This window comes from Streptomyces diastatochromogenes (assembly GCF_002242805.1).
Lineage (GTDB): Bacteria > Actinomycetota > Actinomycetes > Streptomycetales > Streptomycetaceae > Streptomyces > Streptomyces diastatochromogenes.
The window spans coordinates 330,171-354,367 of sequence record NZ_MCGQ01000016.1 but is presented as its reverse complement, the minus strand read 5'-3'; the positions used below and the strand labels follow the sequence as shown (position 1 = coordinate 354,367).

24 protein-coding genes are annotated in these 24,197 nt (G+C 71.5%); 12 read left to right on the top strand and 12 right to left on the bottom strand.

The window, feature by feature from the left end:
• Positions 1–64 precede the first annotated feature (64 nt).
• A complete protein-coding gene (locus BEK98_RS21095) occupies positions 65–1,651 on the bottom strand; it encodes an MFS transporter (RefSeq protein ID WP_208643174.1) in 1,587 nt (528 codons plus the stop codon).
• A gap of 224 nt (positions 1,652–1,875) precedes the next feature.
• On the opposite strand from BEK98_RS21095, the gene panB reads away from it, so the two are divergent.
• The 3 genes from panB to BEK98_RS21080 all read left to right on the top strand — a co-directional run bounded on the left by panB (position 1,876) and on the right by BEK98_RS21080 (position 4,798).
• The gene (panB, locus tag BEK98_RS21090) at positions 1,876–2,742 is read left to right on the top strand and encodes a 3-methyl-2-oxobutanoate hydroxymethyltransferase (protein WP_094218149.1); all 867 of its coding nucleotides are present in this window, start codon (positions 1,876–1,878) and stop codon (positions 2,740–2,742) included.
• 209 nt (positions 2,743–2,951) lie between these two features.
• On the top strand, positions 2,952–3,977 hold the full coding sequence (locus BEK98_RS21085) for an ATP-binding cassette domain-containing protein (RefSeq protein WP_167444217.1): 1,026 nt from the start codon (positions 2,952–2,954) through the stop codon (positions 3,975–3,977).
• Positions 3,974–4,798 carry an ABC transporter permease gene (locus BEK98_RS21080; RefSeq protein ID WP_094218147.1) on the top strand — a complete coding sequence of 275 codons (825 nt, stop codon included), beginning with the start codon at positions 3,974–3,976 and terminating at the stop codon, positions 4,796–4,798. The genes BEK98_RS21085 and BEK98_RS21080 overlap by 4 nt, the downstream gene beginning before the upstream one ends.
• Before the next feature lie 56 nt (positions 4,799–4,854).
• On the opposite strand, the gene BEK98_RS21075 is transcribed toward BEK98_RS21080, so the two are convergent.
• Together BEK98_RS21075 and BEK98_RS21070 are read right to left on the bottom strand one after the other, a co-directional pair.
• Entirely contained in the window at positions 4,855–8,115 is a 3,261-nt protein-coding gene (locus BEK98_RS21075) for an AfsR/SARP family transcriptional regulator (RefSeq protein ID WP_094218146.1), read from the bottom strand.
• 24 nt (positions 8,116–8,139) lie between these two features.
• Positions 8,140–8,646, bottom strand: a complete 507-nt coding sequence (locus tag BEK98_RS21070; RefSeq protein ID WP_244201916.1) for a DUF6578 domain-containing protein — start codon at positions 8,644–8,646, stop codon at positions 8,140–8,142.
• Between the two features lie 105 nt (positions 8,647–8,751).
• Between BEK98_RS21070 and BEK98_RS21065 the strand changes: the two genes are divergently transcribed.
• A complete protein-coding gene (locus tag BEK98_RS21065) occupies positions 8,752–9,549 on the top strand; it encodes a site-2 protease family protein (RefSeq protein ID WP_094218144.1) in 798 nt (265 codons plus the stop codon).
• On the opposite strand, the gene BEK98_RS21060 is transcribed toward BEK98_RS21065, so the two are convergent.
• From BEK98_RS21060 to BEK98_RS21050, 3 genes are read right to left on the bottom strand one after another with little or no spacing between them, the layout of a single operon-like run.
• Positions 9,539–9,781, bottom strand: a complete 243-nt coding sequence (locus BEK98_RS21060) for a hypothetical protein (protein WP_179851718.1) — start codon at positions 9,779–9,781, stop codon at positions 9,539–9,541. The genes BEK98_RS21065 and BEK98_RS21060 overlap by 11 nt on opposite strands.
• A 4-nt stretch (positions 9,782–9,785) precedes the next feature.
• Positions 9,786–10,499 (bottom strand): NADPH-dependent F420 reductase, encoded by a 714-nt coding sequence (gene npdG / locus BEK98_RS21055; RefSeq protein ID WP_094218142.1) that lies wholly within the window; start codon positions 10,497–10,499, stop codon positions 9,786–9,788.
• Between the two features lie 37 nt (positions 10,500–10,536).
• Positions 10,537–11,610, bottom strand: a complete 1,074-nt coding sequence (locus BEK98_RS21050; RefSeq protein WP_094218141.1) for a sialidase family protein — start codon at positions 11,608–11,610, stop codon at positions 10,537–10,539.
• Positions 11,611–11,718: 108 nt separating this feature from the next.
• Between BEK98_RS21050 and BEK98_RS21045 the strand changes: the two genes are divergently transcribed.
• The gene (locus BEK98_RS21045; protein WP_094218140.1) at positions 11,719–12,315 is read left to right on the top strand and encodes a hypothetical protein; all 597 of its coding nucleotides are present in this window, start codon (positions 11,719–11,721) and stop codon (positions 12,313–12,315) included.
• A 121-nt stretch (positions 12,316–12,436) separates the two neighbouring features.
• Positions 12,437–13,714 (top strand): MFS transporter, encoded by a 1,278-nt coding sequence (locus BEK98_RS21040; protein ID WP_094218139.1) that lies wholly within the window; start codon positions 12,437–12,439, stop codon positions 13,712–13,714.
• Here the strand turns inward: BEK98_RS21040 and BEK98_RS21035 are convergent, their stop codons facing one another.
• Complete coding sequence (locus BEK98_RS21035; protein WP_167444216.1) at positions 13,715–13,954, bottom strand: hypothetical protein; 240 nt, start codon at positions 13,952–13,954, stop codon at positions 13,715–13,717.
• 59 nt (positions 13,955–14,013) lie between these two features.
• Here BEK98_RS21035 and map point away from each other — a divergent pair, with 59 nt between their 5' ends.
• Positions 14,014–14,871, top strand: coding sequence for a type I methionyl aminopeptidase (gene map, locus BEK98_RS21030; protein ID WP_094218137.1), 858 nt, complete (start codon positions 14,014–14,016; stop codon positions 14,869–14,871).
• Between the two features lie 143 nt (positions 14,872–15,014).
• A complete protein-coding gene (locus BEK98_RS21025; RefSeq protein ID WP_094218136.1) occupies positions 15,015–15,662 on the top strand; it encodes a biliverdin-producing heme oxygenase in 648 nt (215 codons plus the stop codon).
• 19 nt (positions 15,663–15,681) lie between these two features.
• Here BEK98_RS21025 and BEK98_RS21020 read toward each other — a convergent pair whose 3' ends face one another.
• Positions 15,682–16,326, bottom strand: a complete 645-nt coding sequence (locus BEK98_RS21020) for a PhzF family phenazine biosynthesis protein (protein ID WP_094218135.1) — start codon at positions 16,324–16,326, stop codon at positions 15,682–15,684.
• A complete protein-coding gene (locus tag BEK98_RS21015; RefSeq protein ID WP_094218134.1) occupies positions 16,319–17,209 on the bottom strand; it encodes a hypothetical protein in 891 nt (296 codons plus the stop codon). Before BEK98_RS21015 ends, BEK98_RS21020 begins: the two co-directional genes overlap by 8 nt.
• A gap of 178 nt (positions 17,210–17,387) precedes the next feature.
• Between BEK98_RS21015 and efeO the strand changes: the two genes are divergently transcribed.
• From efeO to BEK98_RS20995, 4 genes are read left to right on the top strand one after another with little or no spacing between them, the layout of a single operon-like run.
• Positions 17,388–18,524, top strand: a complete 1,137-nt coding sequence (gene efeO, locus BEK98_RS21010; RefSeq protein WP_094218133.1) for an iron uptake system protein EfeO — start codon at positions 17,388–17,390, stop codon at positions 18,522–18,524.
• A 13-nt stretch (positions 18,525–18,537) separates the two neighbouring features.
• Positions 18,538–19,800 (top strand): iron uptake transporter deferrochelatase/peroxidase subunit, encoded by a 1,263-nt coding sequence (efeB, locus tag BEK98_RS21005; RefSeq protein WP_094218132.1) that lies wholly within the window; start codon positions 18,538–18,540, stop codon positions 19,798–19,800.
• A 3-nt stretch (positions 19,801–19,803) separates the two neighbouring features.
• Positions 19,804–20,676, top strand: a complete 873-nt coding sequence (gene efeU, locus BEK98_RS21000) for an iron uptake transporter permease EfeU (RefSeq protein WP_094218131.1) — start codon at positions 19,804–19,806, stop codon at positions 20,674–20,676.
• Positions 20,636–21,631, top strand: a complete 996-nt coding sequence (locus BEK98_RS20995) for an SCO2278 family lipoprotein (RefSeq protein ID WP_094218130.1) — start codon at positions 20,636–20,638, stop codon at positions 21,629–21,631. The genes efeU and BEK98_RS20995 overlap by 41 nt, the downstream gene beginning before the upstream one ends.
• A 28-nt stretch (positions 21,632–21,659) precedes the next feature.
• Here the strand turns inward: BEK98_RS20995 and BEK98_RS20990 are convergent, their stop codons facing one another.
• The 3 genes from BEK98_RS20990 to BEK98_RS20980 all read right to left on the bottom strand — a co-directional run bounded on the left by BEK98_RS20990 (position 21,660) and on the right by BEK98_RS20980 (position 24,112).
• Positions 21,660–22,397, bottom strand: a complete 738-nt coding sequence (locus tag BEK98_RS20990; RefSeq protein ID WP_094218129.1) for a bifunctional DNA primase/polymerase — start codon at positions 22,395–22,397, stop codon at positions 21,660–21,662.
• Between the two features lie 63 nt (positions 22,398–22,460).
• Positions 22,461–23,090: a TetR/AcrR family transcriptional regulator gene (locus BEK98_RS20985; protein ID WP_094218128.1), complete on the bottom strand. Its 630-nt coding sequence runs from the start codon at positions 23,088–23,090 to the stop codon at positions 22,461–22,463.
• 26 nt (positions 23,091–23,116) lie between these two features.
• Positions 23,117–24,112, bottom strand: coding sequence for a small ribosomal subunit Rsm22 family protein (locus BEK98_RS20980; RefSeq protein WP_094218127.1), 996 nt, complete (start codon positions 24,110–24,112; stop codon positions 23,117–23,119).
• Between the last annotated feature and the right edge of the window lie 85 nt (positions 24,113–24,197).

The window sequence follows — 24,197 nt, the reverse complement described above, 5'->3', positions numbered from 1 at the left end:
CTCCCGCAGCAGCCTCCTTCCCCCGTGGACCGGTTGGTTTCTCCTGAGGACCGGTCGGTTTCGGTCACTCAGCGGCTACGACCAACTCCTGCTCCTTTTTGCCCTCCTGGCCGACCGGCGGCTTGCCCGGCAGGAAGAGGGCCGTCACCAGGGCGCCGACGAGCGCCACGCCCGTACCGCACAGGGCGGTGACGTGCATGGCGTGCAGGAAGGCGTCGTTGGCGGGGGTGACGAGGGCCTTGCCCTGCGCGCCGAACTTCTCGGCGACGCCGAGCGTGGCCTCGATGGACTCGGCGGCCGTGTCCCTCAGGCCGGGCGGCAGCAGGCCGAGCTTGCCCTCGATGCCGTTGCGGTAGGACGCGGAGAGCACCGAGCCGAGCACGGCGATGCCGAGGGCGCCGCCGACCTGGCGGAAGGTGTTGCTGAGCGCGGAGGCCGAGCCGGCCTTCTCGCGGGGCAGGGCCTGCATGATGACGACGGAGGTCGGCGTCATGATGTGCGCCATGCCGGTGCCCATGAGGAAGAAGACGACCTCCAGCACCCAGATCGGCGTGTCGGCCTCGAAGCCGGAGAACGCGGCCAGCGTCGCCGCGATCAGCACCAGGCCCGCGGTGGTCGTGGCCTTGTTGCCGAACCGGTCGACCAGCAGCCGGGCCCGCGGCGCGAAGATCAGCTGGGCGGCGGCCAGCGGGAGCAGCAGCAGACCGGACTGCAGCGGCGAGTAGCCGCGCACGCTCTGGGTGTAGAAGACGGAGAAGAAGGTCACGCCCATCAGCGCGAAGAAGACCAGCGCGATGGCGGCCATGGCGGCCGAGAAGACCTTGTTCTTGAAGTAGGTGACGTCCAGCGACGGGTGGTCGCTGCGCTTCTCGAAGATCACGAAGCCGGTGAGGACGGCGAGACCGGCGATGATGGTCGCCAGCACCTTGGCGTCGGTGAAGTCGGCCAGCTCACCGCCCTTGATGATGCCGTAGACCAGCAGGACCAGGCCGACGACGGACAGGACCACGCCGACGGGGTCGAGACGGCCCGGCCGGGGGTCGCGCGAGTCGGGCACGAGCCACACCATCAGGGCGAGCGCGGTGATCACGATCGGCACGTTGATCAGGAAGACCGAGCCCCACCAGAAGTGGTCCAGAAGCGCGCCGCCGGTGATCGGACCGATGGCGATGGCGAGGCCGACACCGCCGGCCCAGATACCGATGGCCTTGGGCTGCTCCTCGCGCTCGAAGACGTTCATCAGCACGGCGAGGGTGGAGGGCATCACGAAGGCGGCACCGAGGGCCATCAGGGCGCGGTAGGCGATCAGCTGGTCCGGGGAGCCGGACTCGGCGGCCAGGGCCGAGCCGATGCCGAACACGACCAGGCCGCCGAGCAGGACCTTCTTGCGGCCGAGGCGGTCGCCGATGAGTCCGGCGGTGAACAGCAGACCGGCGAAGACGAGGGTGTAGGCGTTGATCGCCCACTCGATCTGGCTCTGGGTGGCGCCGAGGCCGACGGGCGCCGGGGTGGAGATCGTCTTGATGGCGACGTTCAGGATCGAGTTGTCGAGCACCACGATGAGCAGGCTCAGCATCAGCACGCCGAGGATCGCCCATCGGCGCCGGTGCACCGCTTCCGGTATCCGGGAGGCAGGGACGGAACTTGTCATGCGTTCGAGCCTAGATCCATTTCGATACGGAACCGTCTCGTATCTTATTTCTTTACCGAGACCTTACACAGCGGGGGCGCATCCGCGACGCCCCCGAGGGAACCGAGGAGAGCCGAAGGGATCACAGGGGGGTCCCCTGGCCCTCGCTGGCACGAGGTGCCACCATGGAGGCGATCCGGGGACGCCGTTAAGGGCGCCTCGAGATGACTGAAGGAGCCGTTGCCATGACGCAGCTTTCGGCTGCCCAGAACAAGCCTTCCGACGGCAGCAAAGCGCTGTACGGGGGGAAGGGCACCCGCCGCATCACCGTCCGCGACATCGCCCTCGCCAAGGAACGCGGCGAGAAGTGGCCCATGCTCACCGCCTACGACGCGATGACCGCGTCCGTCTTCGACGAGGCCGGGATCCCGGTGATCCTGGTCGGCGACTCCGCGGGCAACTGTCACCTCGGGTACGAGAGCACCGTGCCCGTCACCCTCGACGAGATCAGCATGCTGTCGGCGGCCGTCGTACGCGGCACCCAGCGCTCCCTGATCGTCGGCGACCTGCCCTTCGGCTCGTACCAGGAGGGCCCGGTGCAGGCGCTGCGCTCGGCGACCCGGCTGGTGAAGGAGGCCGGCGTCGGAGCGGTCAAGCTGGAGGGCGGCGAGCGCTCGCACGAGCAGATCCGGCTCCTCGTCGAGTCCGGCATCCCGGTCATGGCCCACATCGGCCTGACCCCGCAGTCCGTGAACGCCATGGGCTACCGCGTCCAGGGCCGCGGCGAGGAGGCGGCCCAGCAGCTGCTGCGCGACGCGAAGGCCGTGCAGGACGCGGGCGCGTTCGCGGTGGTGCTGGAGCTGGTCCCGGCGGAGCTGGCGGCCGAGGTGACGCGGGTGCTGCACATCCCGACCGTGGGCATCGGCGCCGGCCCGGAGACGGACGCGCAGGTCCTGGTGTGGACCGACATGCTCGGGCTGACGTCCGGTCGGGTCCCGAAGTTCGTGAAGAAGTACGCCAACCTGCGTGAGGTCATGGGCAACGCGGTGAAGGAGTTCGCGGAGGACGTCGTCGGCGGAACGTTCCCGCTGGAGGAGCACTCCGTCCACTAGCCATTGCGGCAACACCCTGGACAGCCCGCTGATCATCCCCCGTCAGCGGGCTGTCCCCTTTGTGCGCCTGAACCGGCGCCGCTCTCGCGGAGGTGGTTGGTCGCCGTCGTGGTTCCTCAATTGATGGTTGCGGTGGTCGTCGGCAGGTTGTCGGTGGCTGTCGGCGCCCTGTCGGTGGTTTGTCGGTGGGGCCTGGCACCTTCATGGGCATGACGCGAATCGATGACAACCCCGCCGGCGGGCGCGCCGCCGTGACCGTACGGGGACTGGTCAAGCACTACGGCGAGACCAAGGCACTGGACGGGGTCGACCTGGACGTGCGGGAGGGCACCGTGATGGGGGTGCTCGGGCCGAACGGCGCCGGGAAGACCACCCTCGTACGGATCCTGTCCACGCTGATCACACCGGACGCCGGGCAGGCCACCGTGGCCGGGTACGACGTCGTGCGGCAGCCCCGGCAGCTGCGCCGGGTGATCGGGCTGACCGGGCAGTACGCCTCGGTGGACGAGAAGCTGCCCGGCTGGGAGAACCTGTACATGATCGGGCGGCTGCTCGACCTCTCCCGCAAGGACTCCCGTACCCGCGCCGACGAGCTGCTGGAGCGGTTCTCGCTGACGGAGGCCGCGAAGCGCCCGGCGAGCACGTACTCCGGCGGTATGCGGCGGCGGCTGGATCTGGCCGCCTCGATGATCGGGCGGCCCGCCGTCCTGTACCTGGACGAGCCGACCACCGGGCTCGACCCGCGTACCCGTAACGAGGTGTGGGACGAGGTCAAGGCCATGGTCGGGGAGGGGGTCACCGTGCTGCTCACCACCCAGTACATGGAGGAGGCCGAGCAGCTCGCCTCCGAGCTGACCGTCGTGGACCGCGGGAAGGTCATCGCGAACGGCGGCATCGAGGAGCTGAAGGCCAGGGTCGGCGGGCGCACGCTGAGGGTGCGGCCGGTGGACCCGCTGCAGCTGCGGCCGCTCGCCGCCATGCTGGACGAGCTGGGCATCACCGGGCTCGCCGCCACCACCGTGGACCCGGAGACCGGGACGCTGCTGGTGCCGATCCTCAGCGACGAGCAGCTGACCGCCGTGGTCGGCGCGGTCACCGCGCGCGGCATCACGATCTCCTCCATCACCACCGAACTGCCCAGCCTGGACGAGGTGTTCCTGTCGCTCACCGGCCACCGTGCCGGTGCCCCGCAGGACATCACGCCCGCCGAGACCCGCGAGGAGGTCGCGGTATGAGTGCCGCCACCCTCACCCCGGCCGCCGCCACGAAGGGCGACACGCCCATCCCGCTGCGCGCCCACCTGCGCCACACCGGCGCCCTCATCCGCCGCAACCTGCTGTGGATCCGGCAGGACCCGGAGTCGATGTTCGACGCCATCCTGTTCCCGGTCATCTTCACCCTGCTGTTCGTGTACGTCTTCGGCGGCTCCATCGGGCAGTCCCTGGGCGGCGGTCAGGACCAGTACGTGCAGTACGTCGTGCCCGGCCTGATGGCCATGATGGGCATGAACATGGCCCAGGGCGTGGGAACCGGCTTCAACCAGGACTTCAACTCCGGTGTCATGGACCGCTTCCGGTCCCTGCCGATCGGGCGCGGCTCCGTGCTGTTCGCCAAGATCGCGGTGGAGCTGATGCGGATGCTGTTCGCGACCGTCGTGCTGATGATCGTCGCCCTGCTCGTGGGCTTCGACATCACCAACTGGGCGGGGCTGCTCGCCTCCGTGGGCCTGTCCGCGCTGTTCGGCTCGGCCCTGATGTGGGTGTTCCTCACCCTCGGCGTGGTGATGAAGAGCGCGCAGTCCGTGCAGGCCATGGGCTTCCTGGTGCTGATGCCGCTGCAGTTCGGCTCGTCGATCTTCGCGCCGACCGCCTCGATGCCGGGCTGGCTGCGGAACTTCACCGACTACAACCCGTTGTCCGCCCTGGCGGACACCGCGCGCGGCCTGATGGTCGGCGGACCGGTCACACACGGCCTGTGGGTGACCCTGATCTGGTCGGCCGGCCTCACCGCGGTGATGGCTCCGGTCGCGATCTACAAGTTCCGCACGAAGAGCTGACGTAAGAAGAGCTGACGTACGCAGAGCAGACGTACGCAGAGCAGACGAACACCGTGTCACAGCAGGGCGGTGGCCTCCGCGAGGGAGAGGCCACCGCCCTCGGCGTACGCGGCCGCGTACGCGGGGCCGTCGAGCGTCTCGCGGATCCGGGACTCGGTCAGCTCGTACACCCGGCGCTCCATACCGGAGGAGACGTGCTCGGCCGGCAGCAGGGCGTCCGCGGTGGCCAGGCAGCGGGCGGCGTCCGCGGCGCGGGTGCCGCCGTCGAGGCCCGCCAGGGCCATCGCCGCGATGGTGAGGCAGATGGAGCCCAGATGCGGGGTGATCACCTGGGACAGCGGGTCGTCGGCGCGCCGCAGTGCCGTGCGGACGCGGGTCAGGGACTCCTCGGGCCGGTGGTCAAGGGCGTCCAGCCAGGCCTCCTGGCTGAGGATCATGACGTCGAAGACGACGAAGTGCGCGATCGTGAACTCCTCGCGCAGCAGCCGGAGTTGCTCACGTGCCTCGGCAGTGCGCCCGGTCAGGCCGAGCCAGGCGGCGAGGAAGAGCCGGGCGGCCGGCATCGCCTCGTTGACGGCGCCCTCCTGGTTGGCGATGACGTCCCGCAGCATGCGCTCGCCGCGTTCGGCGTCGCCCGCCTCCATGAGGACGCTGCCGAGCCGGGCGCTGAGTACGGCCATCTGGGCGCGGGCGCCGAGGCGTTCGGCGTGGACGATGGCCGCCTCGTAGTCGGCGGCTGCCGTGCGGTAGGAGCCCTTGCGTTCGTTGGCCTCGCCGCGTGCGGACAGCGCCTCGGCGATGCCCCACTGGTCGCCGAGGCGGCGGTAGATCTCCAGGGCCTCGTCGGCGTCGCGGGTGGCGTCGCCCGCCCAGGCGGTGCGGTTGGCGAGCAGGTTGGCGCGCATCTGCAGGGCGCCGGCCAGCTCCCACTCGAAGCCGGGGTTGTCCCGGCAGGTCCGGATGGTGGCGTCGGAGATCGTGCGTATCCGGTCCGCGCCGTCGGTGAGGATGACGGCGTAGAACCATATGGCGCCCGGGGCGCGGCAGGTCTGCGGCAGGCCGGGCTCGTAGACCCGGGCCATCGCCCGCAGCTTGGTCTGGGCCTCGGGGGTCTGCCAGGCCTCCATCTCGGTGTCCATGCAGGCGAGATGGGCGAGGTGGACGCCGCGCCGGGCCTCGGCGAGGAGTTCGCCGGTGAACGGGGGCGGGATGTCGGTGCAGCGCTGCCAGACCGGGCGGGCGGGGCGGGCCGGCTCGGCGAACGGGTCGGGGCCGAGGGCCATGGCCTCCTCCGACCAGGTACGGCACTCGATGCGCAGGTCGCGCATCTGCCAGTACCAGACCAGGGACAGCACCAGGCTGAGCCCCTCCTGCTCGTCACCGAGGGCGACGGCGTGCCGCAGGGCGGTGCGCAGGTTCTCGTACTCCAGCTGGAACCGGTCGATGGCGGCGCGCTGTTCGCCGCCGCGCAGCAACGGGTCGGTGGTGCGGGCGAGTTCGCGGTAGTACGTCAGATGGGCGCGCTCGGCCTCGGCCCGGCGCCCGGTCTCGTCCAGCCGTTCGGCCGCGTACTCGGCGACGGTCTCCAGCAGCCGGTAGCGCATCCCGCCGTCCGCCGCCGGGGAGGCCACCACCAGGGACTTGTCGACCAGGGAGCCGAGCGCGTCCAGGGCGGCCGGGCCGCACACACCCTCGGCGGCGGCCAGGTCGCAGCCGCCCGCGAAGAGCGACAGGCGGGACAGGACGTCCCGTTCGTCCGCGTCGAGCAGGTCCCAGGACCAGTCCACGACGGCGCGCAGGGTCTGCTGGCGGGGCAGCACGGTGCGGCTGCCGCTGGTGAGCAGCCGGAAGCGGTCGTCCAGCCGGCCGGCTATCTGGCGCGGGGTCAGCATGCGCAGGCGGGCGGCCGCCAGCTCGATCGCGAGGGGCAGCCCGTCGAGCCGCCGGCAGATCTCGGCACAGGCCTCGGGGTCGTCCTCCAGCCGGAATCCGGGCCGGGCCGCCGCACCCCGGTCGGCGAGCAGCCGCAGCGCGACCGGTTCGGGCAGCGGCTCCACGGGCCGTACCAACTCCCCCGGCACACCGAGCGGTTCACGGCTGGTGGCGAGCACGGTCAGCTGCGGGCAGCGGGCCAGCAGCCGCTCGGCCAGCCGCGCGGCCGCCTCGACGACGTGCTCGCAGTTGTCGAGGATCAGCACCATCCGGCGGCGGGCGCAGTACTCCACGAGCCGGTCGGCCGGGTCGTCCACGTCGGTCATCGCGCGCATGGCCTCGACGCCGGCGCCGTGCAGCACGGTCTCGCGGGCGCCGATCGCGGTCAGCACGGCCTGCGGTACGGCGTCCGGGTCGTCCACGGGCGCCAGTTCGGCCAGCCACACCCCGTCCCGGGCGGTGTGCCGTACGGCCTCGGCGGCCTCCTGGGACAGCCGGGTCTTGCCCGCTCCGCCGGGCCCGAGCAGGGTGACGAGACGGGCCGCCGCGAGGTCGGCGCCGATGGCCGCGATGTCGGCCTCCCGGCCCACGAAGGAGGTGAGCCGGGCGGGCAGGTTGCCCAGGGCGGCGGGCGGCGCGGGCTGCGGTTCCCGCTCCGTCTCGGTGAGCAACTCGACGTGCAGGGCGCGCAGTTCGGTGCCGGGGTCGGAGCCGAGCCGGTCCGCGAGGAGCTGTCGTACGTCCTCGTAGGCGGCCAGTGCCTGGGCCGGGCGGCCCGCGTCGCGCAGCGCGCGCAGCCGCAGCGCCTGGAGCGGCTCGTCCAGGGGATGGGCGTCGCACAGCGCGGCCAGCTCGGGCAGGGACTGCTCGGCGTGGCCGAGGGCGAGGGCGGCGGTGTGCCGGGCGCGCAGGGCGTCCAGGCGGCGGGTCTCCCAGCGGGCCGCGTCGGCGGTGTGGTCGGGCAGGTCGGCGAGGGCGGGGCCGTGCCACAGGGCGAGCGCGTCGTCCAGGACGGCGGCGGCCTTGGCCGGGTCGCCGTCGGCCAGGGCGCCGAGGCCCTCGCCGGTCAGCCGGTCGAACCGGGTGAGGTCGATGTCGTCGGGGGCGGCGGCGAGCCGGTAGCCGCCCTCGGCGGAGGCGACCGCGTCGGCGCCGAGCGCCCTGCGCAGCCGGCCGACCAGCGCCTGCAGCGCGCCCGTGGCGTCGGCGGGCGGGTCAGCACCCCACACCTCGTCCACCAGCAGATCGGTCGGCACGGTCCGGCCGGCCCGCAGCGCGAGCACGCTCAGCAGGGCACGCAGCCGCGCCCCGCCGACCGGGACGGGCGTGCCGTCGGGGCGGAGTGCCTGGGTGGGGCCGAGGAGGCGGTAGCGCACGGGGTTCATTGTCTCCGGAGGGGGCGGGACGGGTCACCGGGTTCGGGCGGCGCGCCGCCCGGGACCTCCCGGGTCGTCCGGGACCTCCAGGGTGACGAGGGCGCCGACGGCGCGGCGGACGCGGTACGGCACCTTGCGCGGTGGCTGTTCCTCCTCCTCGAAGTCGCCGAACCACTTCGGACAGCTGTCGACGGGCTCCAGGGTCCGTGCGCCGGGCACCGGCTCCAGAGCGCGCCCGGTCCCCCGGATGACCACCGTGCCGGGCTTCAGGTCGGCGAGTACGGCGGGTTCGTCGGCGCGCGGGTCGTGGTGGGCCGCGTACTCCTGGTGCACGACGTCGATGGCGCGGACCTGGCCGACGGTCTTGTGCTTCGGGCCTCCGTGGTTCTCCACCCAGGCCTCGGCGCCCTGCCAGTGGCCGTTCCCGGTCTCCTTCCCGTCGACGGCGACCAGCCGCCAGCCGACCTCCTGGCCCACGCTGAACGGCTTGCCGCAGCACTCCATCTGCCAGTCCTCGTAGAACACCCTCATCAGTGCCATTCCCCCACCTTCCAGGAACCGGACGGCCATCGCGAGACGTTTTCCCGGTGAGTCCCCGGCCGGTACGGTCGGCCTCCCGACCGTACTTGCCCACAGGAGCCGCTCATGACGACCGCCACCACCCGCAGCGGCGAACGCCGGATCAGTCCCGTCTTCCTCGGGATCCTGGCCGTCACGGCGGTGACCGGCTGGGCCACCTGGTCGGGGTTCGCCGAGCAGCCGGGCATCGCGGTGTTCCTGTTCGTGACGGCGGCCTGGATCGTCTCCCTGTGCCTGCACGAGTACGCGCACGCGCGCACCGCCCTGCACAGCGGGGACATCACGGTCGGCGCGAAGGGCTACCTCACGCTGAACCCGCTGAAGTACACGCACGCGCTGCTCAGCATCGTGCTCCCGGTGCTGTTCGTGATCATGGGCGGCATCGGTCTGCCGGGCGGCGCGGTCTTCATCGAGCGGGGCCGCATCAGAGGCCGCTGGCGGCACAGCCTGATCTCGGCGGCGGGCCCGCTGACGAACGTGCTGTTCGCGGCGGTGTGCACGGCGCCCTTCTGGCTGCACGCCCTGGACGGCGTGCCCCTCGTCTTCCGGTACGCGCTGGCGTTCCTCGCCCTGCTCCAGGTGACGGCGGCGATCCTGAACTTCCTGCCGGTGCCGGGCCTGGACGGCTACGGCGTGATCGAGCCGTGGCTGTCGTACAGCGTGAAGCGGCAGGTGGAGCCGTTCGCTCCGTTCGGGCTGCTGTTCGTGTTCGCGCTGCTGTGGGTGCCCTCGGTCAACATCGCGTTCTTCGACGCGATCGACGCGATCCTGCGCGGGCTGAGTGTCGACGACTTCTCCCAGGCCTGCGGCCACGAGCTCTACCGCTTCTGGCGCGACACCCCGGACGTCTGCGTCAACCCGTGACGGACTTGCCCTGCGCCGCGGTGGCCCGGCCGCGCTTGACGTAGTACCAGGTCATGTTGGACGACAGGCCCGCCAGCAGCACCCAGACGATCCCCAGCCAGCTGCCCTGGACGAACGAGACGACCGCGGCGGCCACGGCGAGAAGGCAGACGATCAAGGTGTAGAGGGCGATGCGGGGCATGGGGGTCGGCTCCTTGCGGGGGACACTGCTACGACGACCAGTGTCCCCCATGCCCTCAGACGTCCGTGACGCGGAGCCCGGCGTGTGCCTTGTACCGGCGGTTGACGGAGATCAGGTTCGCGACCAGCGACTCGACCTGGTGGGCGTTGCGCAGCCGGCCCGCGAAGATGCCGCGCATACCGGGGATGCGCCCGGCCAGCGCCTGGACGATCTCCACGTCGGCGCGGGCCTCGCCCAGCACCATCACATCGGTGTCGATCTCCTCGATCTCCGGGTCCTGGAGGAGCACGGCCGACAGATGGTGGAAGGCGGCGGCGACCCGGGAGTCCGGCAGCAGGGCGGCGGCCTGCTCGGCGGCGCTGCCCTCCTCCGGCTTCAGCGCGTAGGCGCCCTGCTTGTCGAAGCCCAGCGGGTTCACGCAGTCGACGACGAGCTTGCCGGCCAGCTCCTCGCGCAGGGACTCCAGCGTCTTGCCGTGGCCGTCCCACGGTACGGCGACGATCACGATGTCGCTGCGGCGCGCGGTCTCGGCGTTGTCGGCGCCCTCGACGCCGTACCCCAGCTCGTCGGCGGCGGCCTGGGCGCGCTCGGCGGCCCGCGAGCCGATGATCACCTTCTGGCCGGCCCGGGCGAGCCGGTAGGCGAGGCCCTTGCCCTGCGGGCCGGTGCCGCCGAGCACGCCGACGACCAGCCCGGAGACGTCGGGCAGGTCCCAGGGGTCCTTGGCGGGGGCCTTCGCGGGAGTCTGTGCGCTGTCGGTAGAGGTCATGGGCCGACTCTACGTCCGTGGGGCGTACGGCACCGGGTCAGGTGAGCCGCGTCACGGGCACCCGGCGGAAGGTGAGGGTCTCGTAGGCGCTGAAGTCCCCTGTCTCGTAGAGGAGTCCGACCGTGCCCCGGTCGACGCGGACCAGGTCGGAGTAGGCGGCGGGCAGTCCGTCCACGGAGAGGGCCTTGCGCCAGGTGGTGCCGCCGTCGCCGGAGGCGCGGAGGGTCATCAGGGCGCGGGCGGCGGGGTCGGCCGGGGCGGAGAAGAGGAGCAGGTCGGGGTCGCGGAGCTGCAGGACGGAGGCCTCGCAGACCGGGGCGGTGAGCCCGGCCTGCGGCCGGAAGGGCTTGACCAGCGTTTTCCCGCCGTCCTTGGAGTGGGCGTCCGCGCGGTTGCCGGGCGCGGGCGAGTCGTTGCGGGTGTTGAAGTAGACGCGGCCGTCGGGGAGTTCGGCGGCGGTGGTCTCGTTGACGTTGATGTAGCCGTCGGTGTTCTCGTCCAGGTAGCCGAGGTACCAGGTCTCGCCGCGGTCGTCGCTGAGCAGGCAGTGGCCGCTGTTGTACTTGGCCTCGGCGCCGGTGTCGGTGCCGGTGGGCGGCAGGGTGTGGTTGCCGGGGACGAGGACGCGGCCGCTGCTCAGTTGCAGGCCGTGCCCGGGGGTGGTGGCGTACCAGCGCCAGCCGGGCTTCTTCACCTGCGCGGTGATCTCTCTCGCCTTGGACCAGGTCGCGCCCTCGTCGTCGCTGTGCTGCACCCACACCCGGCGGCCGTCGGCGTCGTCGACCTGGCCGCGCAGGATGGCGGCCTCGGTGGCGCCGGCCGCGGCGCGGACGTGCACGAGCAGGATCCGGCCGGTGTCGAGGACGACGGGGGCGGGGTTGCCGGCGAGGTTCTTCCCGTTGCTCGCGGCGACCCGCAGCGGGCCCCAGGTGCGGCCGCCGTCCGTGGACCGCTTCAGCACGATGTCGATGTGCCCGTGGTCGGCGGCGGAGTCGACCCGGCCCTCGCAGAAGGCGAGCAGCGTGCCTTTGCGGGTGGCTACGACGGCGGGAATGCGGAAGCTGGCGTATCCCTCCTGACCCGCACGGAAGGGGACGGACAAATCGGTCATCTGGCGGCTCCTCACACGGACGGGTTCGGGCCGTGAATTTCCCCAGGTTGGGCGAATTCGGAGTGAACTTCGCGTCACGAGTGACCGGTTGAGGCAGGATGCGGCCGCATGGACGCCGTACGGGTCGCGCTGCTGCGCGAAGTGCTCGCCGGGACCGAGTGGTTGGGGTCCACCCGGCGGTTCGCGGGGGTGCTGCGCGGGTCCGTGGTGGCGCACGGGGGCGGGCTGCTGCTGGTGGGCACGCCCGAGTACGAGCCCTGGCATCTGGCCGCGCACCTGGTGGACGAGGCGGCCTGGTCCGGCACCCCTGAACTGGCGCCCACACTCGTACGACACCACGCGCGCCCCTCCGATCCCGCGCACCTCGCTGTCGGACCCGGCCGGATCGAGGAGGCACGGCGCGGCGAGACCCTGCTCGTGGTCGCCCCCGAGGAGCCCGCGGAGCTGCTGGAACGGGTCCATGCGGCGCGGCGGGCCGGGGTGACGGTGCTGGCGCTGGGCTCGGGCGGGAGTGAGCTGTCCGCGATGGCCCACGACACGCTGGCCGTACCCGAGGGGGCGGAACTGGACCTGGACAGCGTGCAGCACCTGGTGAGCGCGGCGGCAGGCGAAAACGGGGGCTCTCCGAGGGTTCGGCGGGGCTTCCGGGACCGTCTGTCGAGACTGGCGGAGATCCTGACGGCACCGCCGGCTGCCCCTTGGTGACTTTCCCACGTTTTCAGCCGACCGAGTCGGGCGGGTGGGAAACGGGGTCCGGGGCGGAGCCCCGGGCGGTGCCTGCCGAAAAGCAGTTGCCCTGTACTTCCGTCGAGCAGAGCATGCCCAAGTGCCCCAAGCTCTCCTCCCCGACCTCGCCCCGTGGAAGGCCTCCGCCGACTTCCGCAGACTCTGGGCATCCGGTCTGATCAGCAACTTCGGCAGCTTCCTGACCTTCGTCGCACTCCCGGTCCAGCTGAAGGACCTCACCGGCTCGGCGGCAGCCGTGGGCGCGATCGGCGCCGTAGAACTGATCCCCCTGATCGTCTTCGGCCTGTACGGCGGCGCCCTCGCCGACGCCCTCGACAAGCGGCAGCTGATCGTGTGGACGGAGGCCGGCCAGGGCCTGCTCAGCGCAGCCCTGCTGCTGAACGCCCTGCTCCCCCACCCCACCGTATGGCCGCTCTACGTCATCGCCGCCCTCTCCTCCGCCCTGGTCTCGGTACAGCGCCCCGCCCTGGACTCCCTGCTCCCCCGGATCGTCGCCCACGACCACCTGCCCGCCGCGACCTCCCTGAACTCCCTGCGCTGGACGGTCGGCGGCGTGGCCGGCCCGGCGGTCGCGGGCGTGGTCGTCGCCTACGCGGGCCTCGGCTGGGCCTACGCCGCCGACCTGCTGACCTTCGCCGTGTCCCTGGCGTACATCGTCCGCATCGCCCCCTCCCCCGCTTCATACGAGGCCGCGAAGCCGGACCTGCGGGCCATCGCCGAGGGCGCCCGCTACGCCTGGAGCCGCAAGGAACTCCTCGGCACCTACATCGTCGACCTCGCCGCGATGTTCCTGGCCATGCCGCTCGCCGTCCTGCCCTTCCTCGCCGACGAGCTGCACGCCGAGTGGGCGCTCGGCCTGATGTACGCGACCGTCCCGCTGGGCGCGATGGTCGTCGGCCTGACCAGCGGCTGGGCCTCCCGGGTGCACCGGCACGGCCGCATGGTGGTGCTGGCGGCCGCACTGTGGGGCGTGGCGATCGCGGCCGCCGGGGTCGTGGGCAACGTGTGGCTGGTGCTGCTGCTCCTGACCGTCGCCGGCGGCTGCGACATGGTCAGCGGGGTCTTCCGGGCCGCGATGTGGAACCAGACGATCCCTGACGAGCTGCGCGGCCGCCTCGCCGGCATCGAGCTGCTGTCGTACTCGGTGGGCCCGCAGCTGGGCCAGGTCCGCTCCGGCACGGTCGCCGGTTGGGCGGGCGTACGGACGTCCGTGTGGTCGGGCGGACTGCTGTGCGTGGGCGCGATGGGCCTGCTGGCGCTGTGCCTGCCGGGGCTGATGACCTACGACGCCCGGACCAACGAGCACGCGGTACGGCTGCGCGAGCAGCGCGCCGCCACCGCACCCACGCAGGTGTGATCAGTCCTGGCCGGCGTCCTCGTCACCGCGCGCGGAGGCGTCGTGCCAGCGGGGGTCGGTCTCCCACTGGAGGTTGCGCTCGGCCGCGGTCTCCATCGCGTGCTGGGCCTCTTCCCGGGAGGCGTACGGCCCGAAGCGGTCCTTGCCCGGGCACTCCGGGCCCTCCTCGACCTTCTTGTGCTCCAGGCAGTAGTACCACTCGCCCGGCTTGCCGACGGTGCGCTTCTTGAACAGGGGCATGAACAAGCTCCTCTCACCACGGACATGTTCCCCCATGCCCGCTGGTTAGACTCGCTGGCATGTCTGGCCAGTCGCTGCTCGTACCAGGGGAGCTGTCCCCCACCCGTTCGGTACCCGGAAACATCCGCCGCCCCGAGTACGTCGGAAAGCCCGCGCCGACGCCGTACACCGGACCGGAGGTGCAGACCCCGGAGACGGTCGAGGCGATGCGCGTCGCCGGCCGGATCGCCGCGCAGGCGATGGCGGAGGCCGCGAAGATCATCGCGCCGGGCGTGACCACCGACCAGCTGGACAAGGTCGCCCACGCGTACATGTGCGACCACGGCGCCTACCCGTCCACGCTCGGCTACCGCGGCTTCCCGAAGTCGCTGTGCACCAGCGTCAACGAGGTCATCTGCCACGGCATCCCGGACTCGACGGTGCTCAGGGACGGCGACATCGTCAACCTGGACGTGACCGCGTACATCGGCGGGGTGCACGGCGACAACAACGCCACCTATCTCGTCGGTGACGTGGACGAGGAGTCGCGGCTGCTGGTGGAGCGGACCCGGGAGTCCCTCGACCGGGCGATCAAGGCGGTCAAGCCGGGCCGGCAGATCAACATCATCGGCCGGGTCATCGAGTCGTACGCCAAGCGCTTCGGCTACGGGGTCGTACGGGACTTCACCGGGCACGGCATCAGCTCGTCGTTCCACTCGGGCCTGATCATCCCGCACTACGACAGCCCGCACGCGACGACCGTGATGCAGCCCGGCATGACCTTCACCATCGAGCCGATGCTGACGCTGGGCACGCACGAGTACGACATGTGGGACGACGGCTGGACGGTCGTCACCAAGGACCGCAAGCGGACGGCCCAGTTCGAGCACACGCTGGTCGTGACGGACACGGGTGCGGAGATCCTCACCCTGCCGTAACCGCGACCGCCCTCCCGCAGCCCGCCCTGACGCCCAGGGCGGGCTTTTCTCTGCCTTTCTCTGCCCGGATCCGCTTGCTGATGTTTTTCCGACAGCCTGTCGGTAAACTTACCGACAGCAGGTCGGCAAACCGAGGAGAGTCCATGGAGTCGTTCTCGACCCTCATCCGCACGGCGTCCCATGAGCAGCACGTGGAGGCGGAGACCTCGACGTTCATGAGCGACCTGCTCGGCGGCCGGCTGGGCGTGAGCGCGTACGCCCGCTACACCGAGCAGCTGTGGTTCGTGTACGAGGCGCTGGAGAACGCGGCCGGGCGGCTGGCGGCGGATCCGGTGGCGGGGCCGTTCATCCGCCCCGAGCTGTTCCGGCTGGCCGCGCTGGAGCGGGACCTCGCGCATCTGCGGGGGTCCGGGTGGCGGGCGGGAGTGGGCGCGCTCCCGGCGACGCGGGCGTACGCGGACCGGGTGCGGGAGTGCGCCGAGCGCTGGCCGGGCGGGTACGTCGCCCATCACTACACCCGCTACCTCGGCGACCTCTCCGGCGGGCAGATCATCCGCGACAGGGCGGAGAAGACGTGGGGCTTCGCCAGGAAGGGCGACGGGGTCCGCTTCTACGTGTTCGAGCAGATCCCCAACCCGGCCGCGTTCAAGCGGTGTTACCGGGAGCTGCTGGACGGGGTCGCCGTGGACGACCTGGAGAAGCAGCGGATCGTGGCGGAGTGCAAGCGGGCGTTCGCGCTGAACACGGAGGTCTTCCGGGCGCTGAGCGAGGAGTTCCCCCTGTCCGCGTGACCGCCCGCCGGAGGTTGCCCTACCGCTCCAGGAAGACCCGCCCCCCGATCTCCACCCACCCGTACGGCTGCGGCGCGGTCAGGATCTGGGATCCCTTGCCCTGCGTGATGTTCAGCGCCCGGCCCAGCTGGTCGGTGAGGAGCAGGGCCGCCGCGCCGGTCGCCTCGTCCTCGTCGATGCCGTCGTCGCGGCCGGGGAAGGCGCGGGCGCGGATCCGGCCGGCCGCCTCGTCCTCCCAGGCCCAGGCGTAGATCCACTCGCCGGGCGGCGGCACGTCGAGGGCGTCGACCTGGGCTGCGGTCGGGTACTGGCGCAGGGTGCGCGGCGGGGCCCACTCCGCGCGGGCCTCGATCCAGCTGAACTCGCCGTCCAGCCGGGCGCCCACCACCCCGGCGGGCGTGACCAGTTCGGGCACGTCCAGCAGCCAGGCCGCGCCGACGCAGGGGTGGCCGGCGAAGGGCAGGCGCAGGGTGGGGGTGTAGATGTCGATGACCCCGCGCTCGGGGTCGTCCACGAACACGGTCTCGCTGAAGCCGAGCTTGGCGGCGAGCGCCTGCCGGTCGCTCCGCTCGGGCACGACCGAGCCGTCGCGGACGACGCCGAGTTCATTGCCGTAGCCGCCGTTCGGTGCACAGAACACGCGGAGTACGTCGTAATCAGTCACTTGGGAATTGAAACATCGCGGCACCGGCGAGCGCGTCCCAGGCGGGGGCGCCGCCGGGGAGGGGCCAGGAGCGGGTGGGGGCGCACTCGTACGGCAGCGAGGACATGACGTCGCCGTACGCCCGTACCAACGTGTCCCGCTGCCGCTCGGCGCCGGGGTCGGCGGGGCGGGCGGTCAGCCGCTCCATCCTCCGCTCGTGTCCCTGGGTCACCTCGTCGGCGGTCCGGCGCCAGTCCTCCTCGTCCGGCACCCGGGTCAGGACGACGCAGGGCGGGGTCCGGCCTTCAGCGACGGACGCGACGGCACGGTCGTGACCGTCCAGGATCACCCAGCCGTCGAGGAGCGTGACCCACCACAGGAGAACCGGCGCGAGCATACCTTCGCGCGCGTGCTTCCGGTACGCCTTCACCCGCGGGTCGTCCTCCGGCGACAGCGGCCGCAACGGTACGACGCCCTCCCAGCCGCCGCCGCACCAGTCCAGGTGGCCGCCGGGCCAGTCCCGCAGGAAGTCGCCCCACCAGACGTACGTCGGAAACCGGTGGCGCTCCCCGAGAAGCCAACGCCCCTCGTGCAGCGGTCCGCCCTGCGGCGCCTCCTCCAGCCAACGCGCGTACCGGTGGACCCAGTTGCCCGGCCGGCGCTGCCACGCCGAGCGAGACGGCGGCAGCGGTGAGCGGTAGCCCGCCAACCGGTGCACGAAGAGCCCCTCCCGCGTACAGCCGCCCTGTTCCTCGCGGCCCAGCAGCACCGGCCGCTCCCCCTGCCGCAGCAACAACCGGCCACCGGGCGCGCATTCGAAGCGTAGTGACGGCGGACCCGGTCGACCTCGTACGTCCAGCACCAGGCCACCCGGCCCCAGCAGTTCCCTGCGCGACCTGCCCATGCGAGCCACCCCTTGACCTTCCCTATACCATCTCTTGGGATCCGTTTTGAGCCGTCGAAATCAAGCCGTGTCTGTGAGATTTCCGTGAGCAGTGAATCAGGACCCGGGCGGGTATTGGTGAGGTAAGCCTCATGTAAGTTAGGCCAGCCTCACCACACCGTTCCCGCTTGGAGCCTGCATGCGAGCCGTCCGACTCACCGTCACCGCCGCCGCCACCGTGGCCGCTCTGACCGCCATCACGGCGTGCACGGCGAAAAGCGACGCCAAGGACGGCGACGCGATCCAGGTGACCGCCGCCGACTCGAAGTGCGAGACCTCCGCCAAGTCGGTCCCGGCCGGCCAGGTCACGCTGAAGATCGAGAACAAGGGCTCGAAGGCCACCGAGGTCGAGATCCTCTTCCCGGACGACCGGATCGTCTCCGAGAAGGAGAACATCGGCCCGGGCACGAAGTACACGCTGACCGCCGAGGTGAAGGCCGGTTCGTACGAGATCGCCTGCGTCCCGGGCATGAAGGGCAAGGGCGTCCGGCAGAAACTCACGGTCACCGGCTCCGGCAAGGTCGCGAAGCGCGACCCGCAGCTGGACAAGGCGGTCGCCGACTACCGCGAGTACGCCCAGGAGCAGGCCGACGCCACGCTGCCGCTCGTCGAGACCTTCGTGAAGGCGGTCAAGGACGGCGACATCGAGGCCGCCAAGAAGGCGTACGCCCCCTCGCGTCTCGGCTGGGAGCGCACCGAGCCGGTCGCCGAGTCCTTCGGTGACATCGACCCGAAGGTCGACGTCCGTGAGGACGGCCTGGAGGACGGCCAGAAGTGGACCGGCTGGCACCGTCTGGAGAAGGCCCTCTGGGCGGACAAGAAGATCGGTGCCGAGGAGAAGACCCTCGCCGACCAGCTGGTGACCGACCTGAAGGACTGGCAGAAGCGGGTCGGCAAGGCCGAGATCACCCCGACCTCCATGGCCAACGGCGCCAAGGAGCTGCTCGACGAGGTCGCCACCGGCAAGGTCACCGGCGAGGAGGAGCGCTACTCGCACACCGACCTGGTCGACTTCAAGGGCAACGTCGAGGGCGCGCAGAAGTCGTACGAGCTGCTGAAGCCGGTCGCCTCGAAGAACGACGCCGCGCTGACCACCGAGCTGGACAGGCAGTTCGCGGCGCTGAACACGCTGCTCGACAAGTACCGCACGGACAAGAACTCGTACGACTTCACCTCGTACGACAAGGTCGGCAAGGACGAGCAGAAGCAGCTCTCGGACGCGGTGAACGCGCTCGCCGAGCCGCTGTCCAAGCTCGCCGCCGCGGTTGTGAAGTAAGGGGAGACGGGCCATGACAGAGACCCAGGACGTCCAGGGCGGCTCCTCCCCCTCCCGCCGTGCGCTGATCGGCTGGGGCGGTGCCGGGCTCGCGCTCGGTGCCGCCGCGGCCGGCGGTGCCGTGGCGGCGGCCAAGGCGGGCAACGACGTGGATCCGGCCGCCGCCGAGGTGGGCGCAGCCGTGCAGTTCCACGGTGCCCACCAGGCCGGCATCGCCACGCCGGTGCAGGACCGGCTGCACTTCGCCACGTTCGACGTGAAGACCGAGAACCGTGACGAGTTCGTGCAGATGCTGAAGGACTGGACCGAGGCCGCGCGCCGGATGACCGCCGGGAAGGCGGTCGGCGAGGGCGCGTACGGCGGGCTCGCCGAGGCGCCGCCGGACGACACCGGTGAGGCCCTGGGGCTGAAGCCCTCGCGGCTGACGCTCACCATCGGCTTCGGGCCGTCGTTCTTCGAGAAGTTCGGGCTGTCCGGCAAGCGGCCCGAGGCCCTGGTCGACCTGCCCAAGTTCCCGGGCGACAACCTCGACCGGACCCGCACCGACGGCGACCTGTGCGTCCAGGCCTGCGCGGACGACCCGCAGGTCGCCGTGCACGCCATCCGCAACCTGGCCCGCATCGGCTTCGGCAAGGTCGCCATCCGCTGGTCGCAGCTCGGCTTCGGCAAGACCTCGTCGACGACTCCGGACGCCCAGACCCCGCGCAACCTCATGGGGTTCAAGGACGGCACCCGCAACATCGCGGGCACCGAGACGGACCGGCTGAAGAAGTTCGTGTGGGTCGGCGAGGGCGACGGCACGAAGTGGATGACCGGTGGGTCGTACCTGGTCGCCCGGCGCATCCGCATGCACATCGAGACCTGGGACCGGACCTCGCTGCAGGAGCAGGAGGACATCTTCGGCCGGGACAAGGGCGAGGGCGCTCCGGTCGGCAAGGCCAAGGAACACGACAAGCCGTTCCTGAAGGCGATGAAGCCGGACGCGCACGTGCGCCTCGCGCACCCCGAATCCAACAACGGGATCACCATCCTGCGCCGCGGCTACTCCTTCACCGACGGCACCGACGGGATGGGCCGCCTCGACGCGGGCCTGTTCTTCCTGGCCTACCAGCGTGACGTGCGCAAGGGGTTCATCCCGCTGCAGCGGCAGCTGTCGGCGAAGGACGCGCTCAACGAGTACATCCAGCACGTGGGTTCGGCCGTCTTCGCCGTCCCGCCCGGCGTCCGGGACAAGGACGACTGGTGGGGCCGCACGCTGTTCTCCGAGGAGGCGTAGCCCGTGTTCTCCAACTACCTGATCGGCCTGCGCGAAGGCCTGGAGGCCTCGCTCGTCGTCTGCATCCTCATCGCCTACCTGGTGAAGACGGACCGCAAAGACGCCCTGAAGCCGATCTGGATCGGCATCGGCATCGCGATCGCCATCGCGATGGGCTTCGGCTGCGCCCTCGAATTCGGCTCGCAGGAGCTGACGTTCGAGGCGCAGGAGGCGCTGGGCGGCTCGCTGTCCGTCGTCGCCGTCGTCCTGGTCACCTGGATGGTGTTCTGGATGCGGCGCACCGCCCGGCACCTCAAGTCCGAGCTGCACGGCAAGCTGGACGCGGCCCTCGCCATGGGCACGGGCGCGCTGGTCGCCACCGCGTTCCTGGCCGTCGGCCGGGAGGGCCTGGAGACCGCCCTGTTCGTGTGGGCCTCCGTGCACGCGGCGAGCGACGGCACCCCGCGCCCGCTGGTCGGCGTGGCGCTCGGCCTCGCCACGGCGGTCGTCCTCGGCTGGCTGTTCTACCGGGGCGCGCTGAAGATCAACCTGGCCAAGTTCTTCACCTGGACCGGCGGCATGCTGGTCGTGGTCGCCGCGGGCGTGCTCGCGTACGGCTTCCACGACCTGCAGGAGGCCAACTGGATCCCGGGCATCCGGGACCTGGCCTTCGACATCAGCGACACGATCGAGCCGGACAGCTGGTACGGCACGCTGCTGAAGGGCGTGTTCAACTTCCAGCCCGACCCGACCGTGGTCCAGGTCACGGTGTGGCTGCTGTACCTGGTCCCGACACTCGCGGTCTTCCTCGCCCCGGTAGGGTTCGCCTCCGGGAAGGGGAAGGTGAAAGCACCTCATGACCAGGGAACGCAGCCGTCGAAGGCTCCGCAGGCGTGACCGGAACGCGCTCATAGCGGTCTCGCTGACCGCCATGGCGCTGACGGCGAGCGGATGTGTGGTGGTGCACGGGGAGCGCGAGGTGCTCCCCGCCACCACCCGCGCCGAGGCCGCCAAGGCACTCACCCAGTTCACGGACGCGTACAACAAGGCCGACAAGGCCTACGACCGCTCCCTGGACAAGGACCACGTCACCGGCGCCCTCGCCGACATCGACGGCGCCCGGCTGAAGGCCGGGCACGCCAACAGCCCGTCGGGCAACGCGAACCACACGCCGCTCACGCTGACGGACGCGAAGTTCACGATCCCCGCGAAGGCCGGCTGGCCCCGCTGGTTCGTCGCGGACGCCAAGGGCAACATCGGGGGTGCCAACGCCCGTTGGCTGCTGGTGTTCACCCGCGACGACCTCGGCGAGCCCTGGCAGGTGGCGTATCTGACGCTGGTCGCGGCCGGTGACGTACCGGAGTTCAAGAAGGACAAGGACGGCTGGGCCGAGGCCGTGCCCGCCGACTCCGCCCAACTGGCCGTGCGGCCCGCCGATCTGAGCAAGGGCTACGCGACCTATCTGAAGAGTGGCGGCACCACGTTCGCGGACGGCCGTAACACCAGCGGCTGGCGTTCGGACCGCGCGAAGGAAGCCAAGAAGCCGGGCCTGGTACGGCAGTTCATCGACCAGCCGCTGACCCACGGCGACTACGCGCCGCTCGCGCTGCGCACGGTGGACGGCGGGGCGCTGGTGTTCTTCACGACGCACCACTACGAGAAGCGGACCGCCGCCCCGGGCACCACGGTGCCGATCCCGAACAAGGACGTGCAGGCCCTGACCAAGGGCGAGGTCAAGCAGTCGCTGACGCTGGAGTTCATCTCCAACGAGGCCGCCCTCGACCCGGCGGGCAGCGGCCCGGTGTCGGTCCTGGGCCGGCTCCAGGGATTGACTGCGGCACAGGGCGAGTAGGCCCGGCCCCCTCGGGGACGGTCGGGCCTCAGGGCCGCAGGGGCCAGGCGGCGCTCGCGTGGTCGGGCTCCGTGCCGGCGTGGCGGGCGCAGGCGTCCGTGAGCGCCTCCAGCAGGGTCAGCGGGTCGGGCAGCGGATGCTCGGGGCCGCGGACCCAGCGCACCTGCTGGTCGTCGCCGGGCAGCCGGGCCGGCGGTACGAGGACGTAGGAGCCGCGGCAGTGCCAGCGCAGCCCCGGATGCTCGTCCATGGTCTCGGGGTGGCAGTCCAACGCACAGGGCCACCACTCGTCCTCGTCCTCGGGGGTGCCCCGGGTGAGGGTGAAGAACAGCATGCGTCCGTCGTCGCTCTCGGTGACCGGACCGACCTCCACACCGGTGCCGAGCAGCCGGTCCAACGCCTCCCGGCCGGCCTCCAGGGGCACGTCGAGGACGTCGTGCACCATGCCGGTGGCGGTGATGAAGTTGGCCTCCGGCTGGTGCCGGGCCCAGCGTTCGAGCTGCGCGCGGTCCGTCGTGGACTGGGTCTGCCAGGCGAACGACACCGGGTGCCGGGCCGGGGTGGGACAGCCGACGCGGTCGCAGGAACAGCGGTAGCCGTCGGCGGGGTGGGCGGCGGGTGCCAGGGGCAGTCCCGCTGCGGCGGCGGCGAGCAGCAGAGCCTCACGACCGCCGTCGTCGGCGGCGTCCTCCTTCGGGCGGCGTCCGAGCAGCCACTGGGAGAGTTTGCCCTGCCGGCCGGTCCGGCCGCCGAACGTCGCGCTCATCTAGCCCCTCAGCCCCGTGGTCGCCTCGCTGGTGTGCGGACAGCATGCCTTATCGTCCCATCTTCATGTGCTTCGGGGCGTCTGGGGTCCGATTCCGTGCAGTGCGTAGTCGACCAGGGTGTCCGTGTAGTCGTACGAGATCGGCCCGGTCCGTTGCAGCCAGCGTTGCGCGAGCGGCGAGACAAACAGTTCCAGGGCGATGCGGGGATCGACGTCGGCCCGTACGGCACCGTCGTCCTGGGCGGAGCGCAGCCGGTCGACGTACAGCTGGAGCTGGGGTTCGAGGAGCTTGGTGACGAACTCGCGGCCGAGCGGCTCGTTGACCACGCCTTCGGCGGCCAGCGCCCGGGAGGGCACCTCGAAGCGCGGGTCGAGGAGCTGGTCCACGGTGATCCGCAGCACCGCCTTGAGGTCGGCGGCCAGGTCGCCGGTGTCCGGGATGACGTACGGCTCCTGTCCCGCTTCCTGTGCCGCCTGCGTGGAGAGGTCGAAGAACGCCTCCAGCAGGACGGCCGCCTTGGAGGGCCACCAGCGGTAGATCGTCTGTTTGCCGACGCCGGCCCGGGCGGCGATCCCCTCGACCGTGGTCTTCGGATATCCGACCTCGCCGACCAGGGCGAGGGCGGCGTCGTAGATCGCCCGACGGGACTTCTCGCTGCGTCGGGTGGCGTCGGGGGCGGGCTTCTTGACCATGGGGTGAAACTAACAAGCCCCGCCGGCTACGCGGTCGGGTCCTGCGGCGGCCAGGCATCGCCCCAGTCGGCGTCCCGGGCGGCCTTGTACAGGTCGCCGTGGCGCTTGGTGACCGTCGTGCGGCGCAACTGCTCGTCGGCCTCGCACAGGTCGAGGAGCACCTGGCCCTTGCGGATCTGCGGGCGCCGGACCACCCGGGCGGGGGCCGGCTCGGCGGGCAGCCGGGTGGCGGCGACGTAGCTGAACTTCTCGTCCTCGTACGCCAGGGAGCCGCCCTTGACCTGGCGGTGCAGGGAGGAACGGCTGACCCGGGCGGAGAAGTGGCACCAGTCCGTGCCGGGGACGATGGGGCAGGCGGCGCTGTGCGGGCAGGGCGCGGCGATGCGGAACCCGGCACGGATCAGGCGGTCGCGGGCCTCGATGACCCGGGCGTAGCCGGCTGGGGTGCCGGCCTCCACGATCACCACGGCCTGCGCGGCGGCCGCGGCCGCGTCGACGAGGGCGGCGCGGTCGGCCTCGGCGAGTTCGTTGAGGACGTACGACACCGTGACGAGGTCGGTGCTGTCGAGGGTGAGCGCGGTGCCGATGCGGGCGCGCTGCCAGCGGGCGTCCCGCAGCGCGGGGTTGGCCCGGGCGATCTCCCGGCCGAGGGCGAGGGCGGGCTCGGCCCAGTCCAGCACGGTGACGCCGCGCTCGCCCGGCCAGGTCGCGGTGACGGCCCAGGTGGCGGCGCCGGTACCGCCGCCGACGTCGACGTGGCTGCCGGGGGTCCAGTCGGGTACGGCCTCTGCGAACGCCTCCAGGGCCGAGTGGACGGCCTCGAACGTGGCCGGCATGCGGTAGGCGGCGTAGGCGGCCACGTCGGCTCGGTCGCGGAGGATGGGGGCGTCGGTGGGGGTGGCCCCGCGGTAGTTGGCGATCAGACGCTCCACGGCTCCGGCGGCTTGCGTCGGGGGGAGGCCGTCGAGCAGGTCGGCCAGTGCGGTGCGGAGGGATTCGGCCGGGGATGCGGGGGCGTTCACCTGGCGATTGTATGGCTGGGCGGTGCGGGTGCCGGACTGCTGGGGGCTCCGCCCCCAGACCCCCGTTTCCCACCCACACCACCCG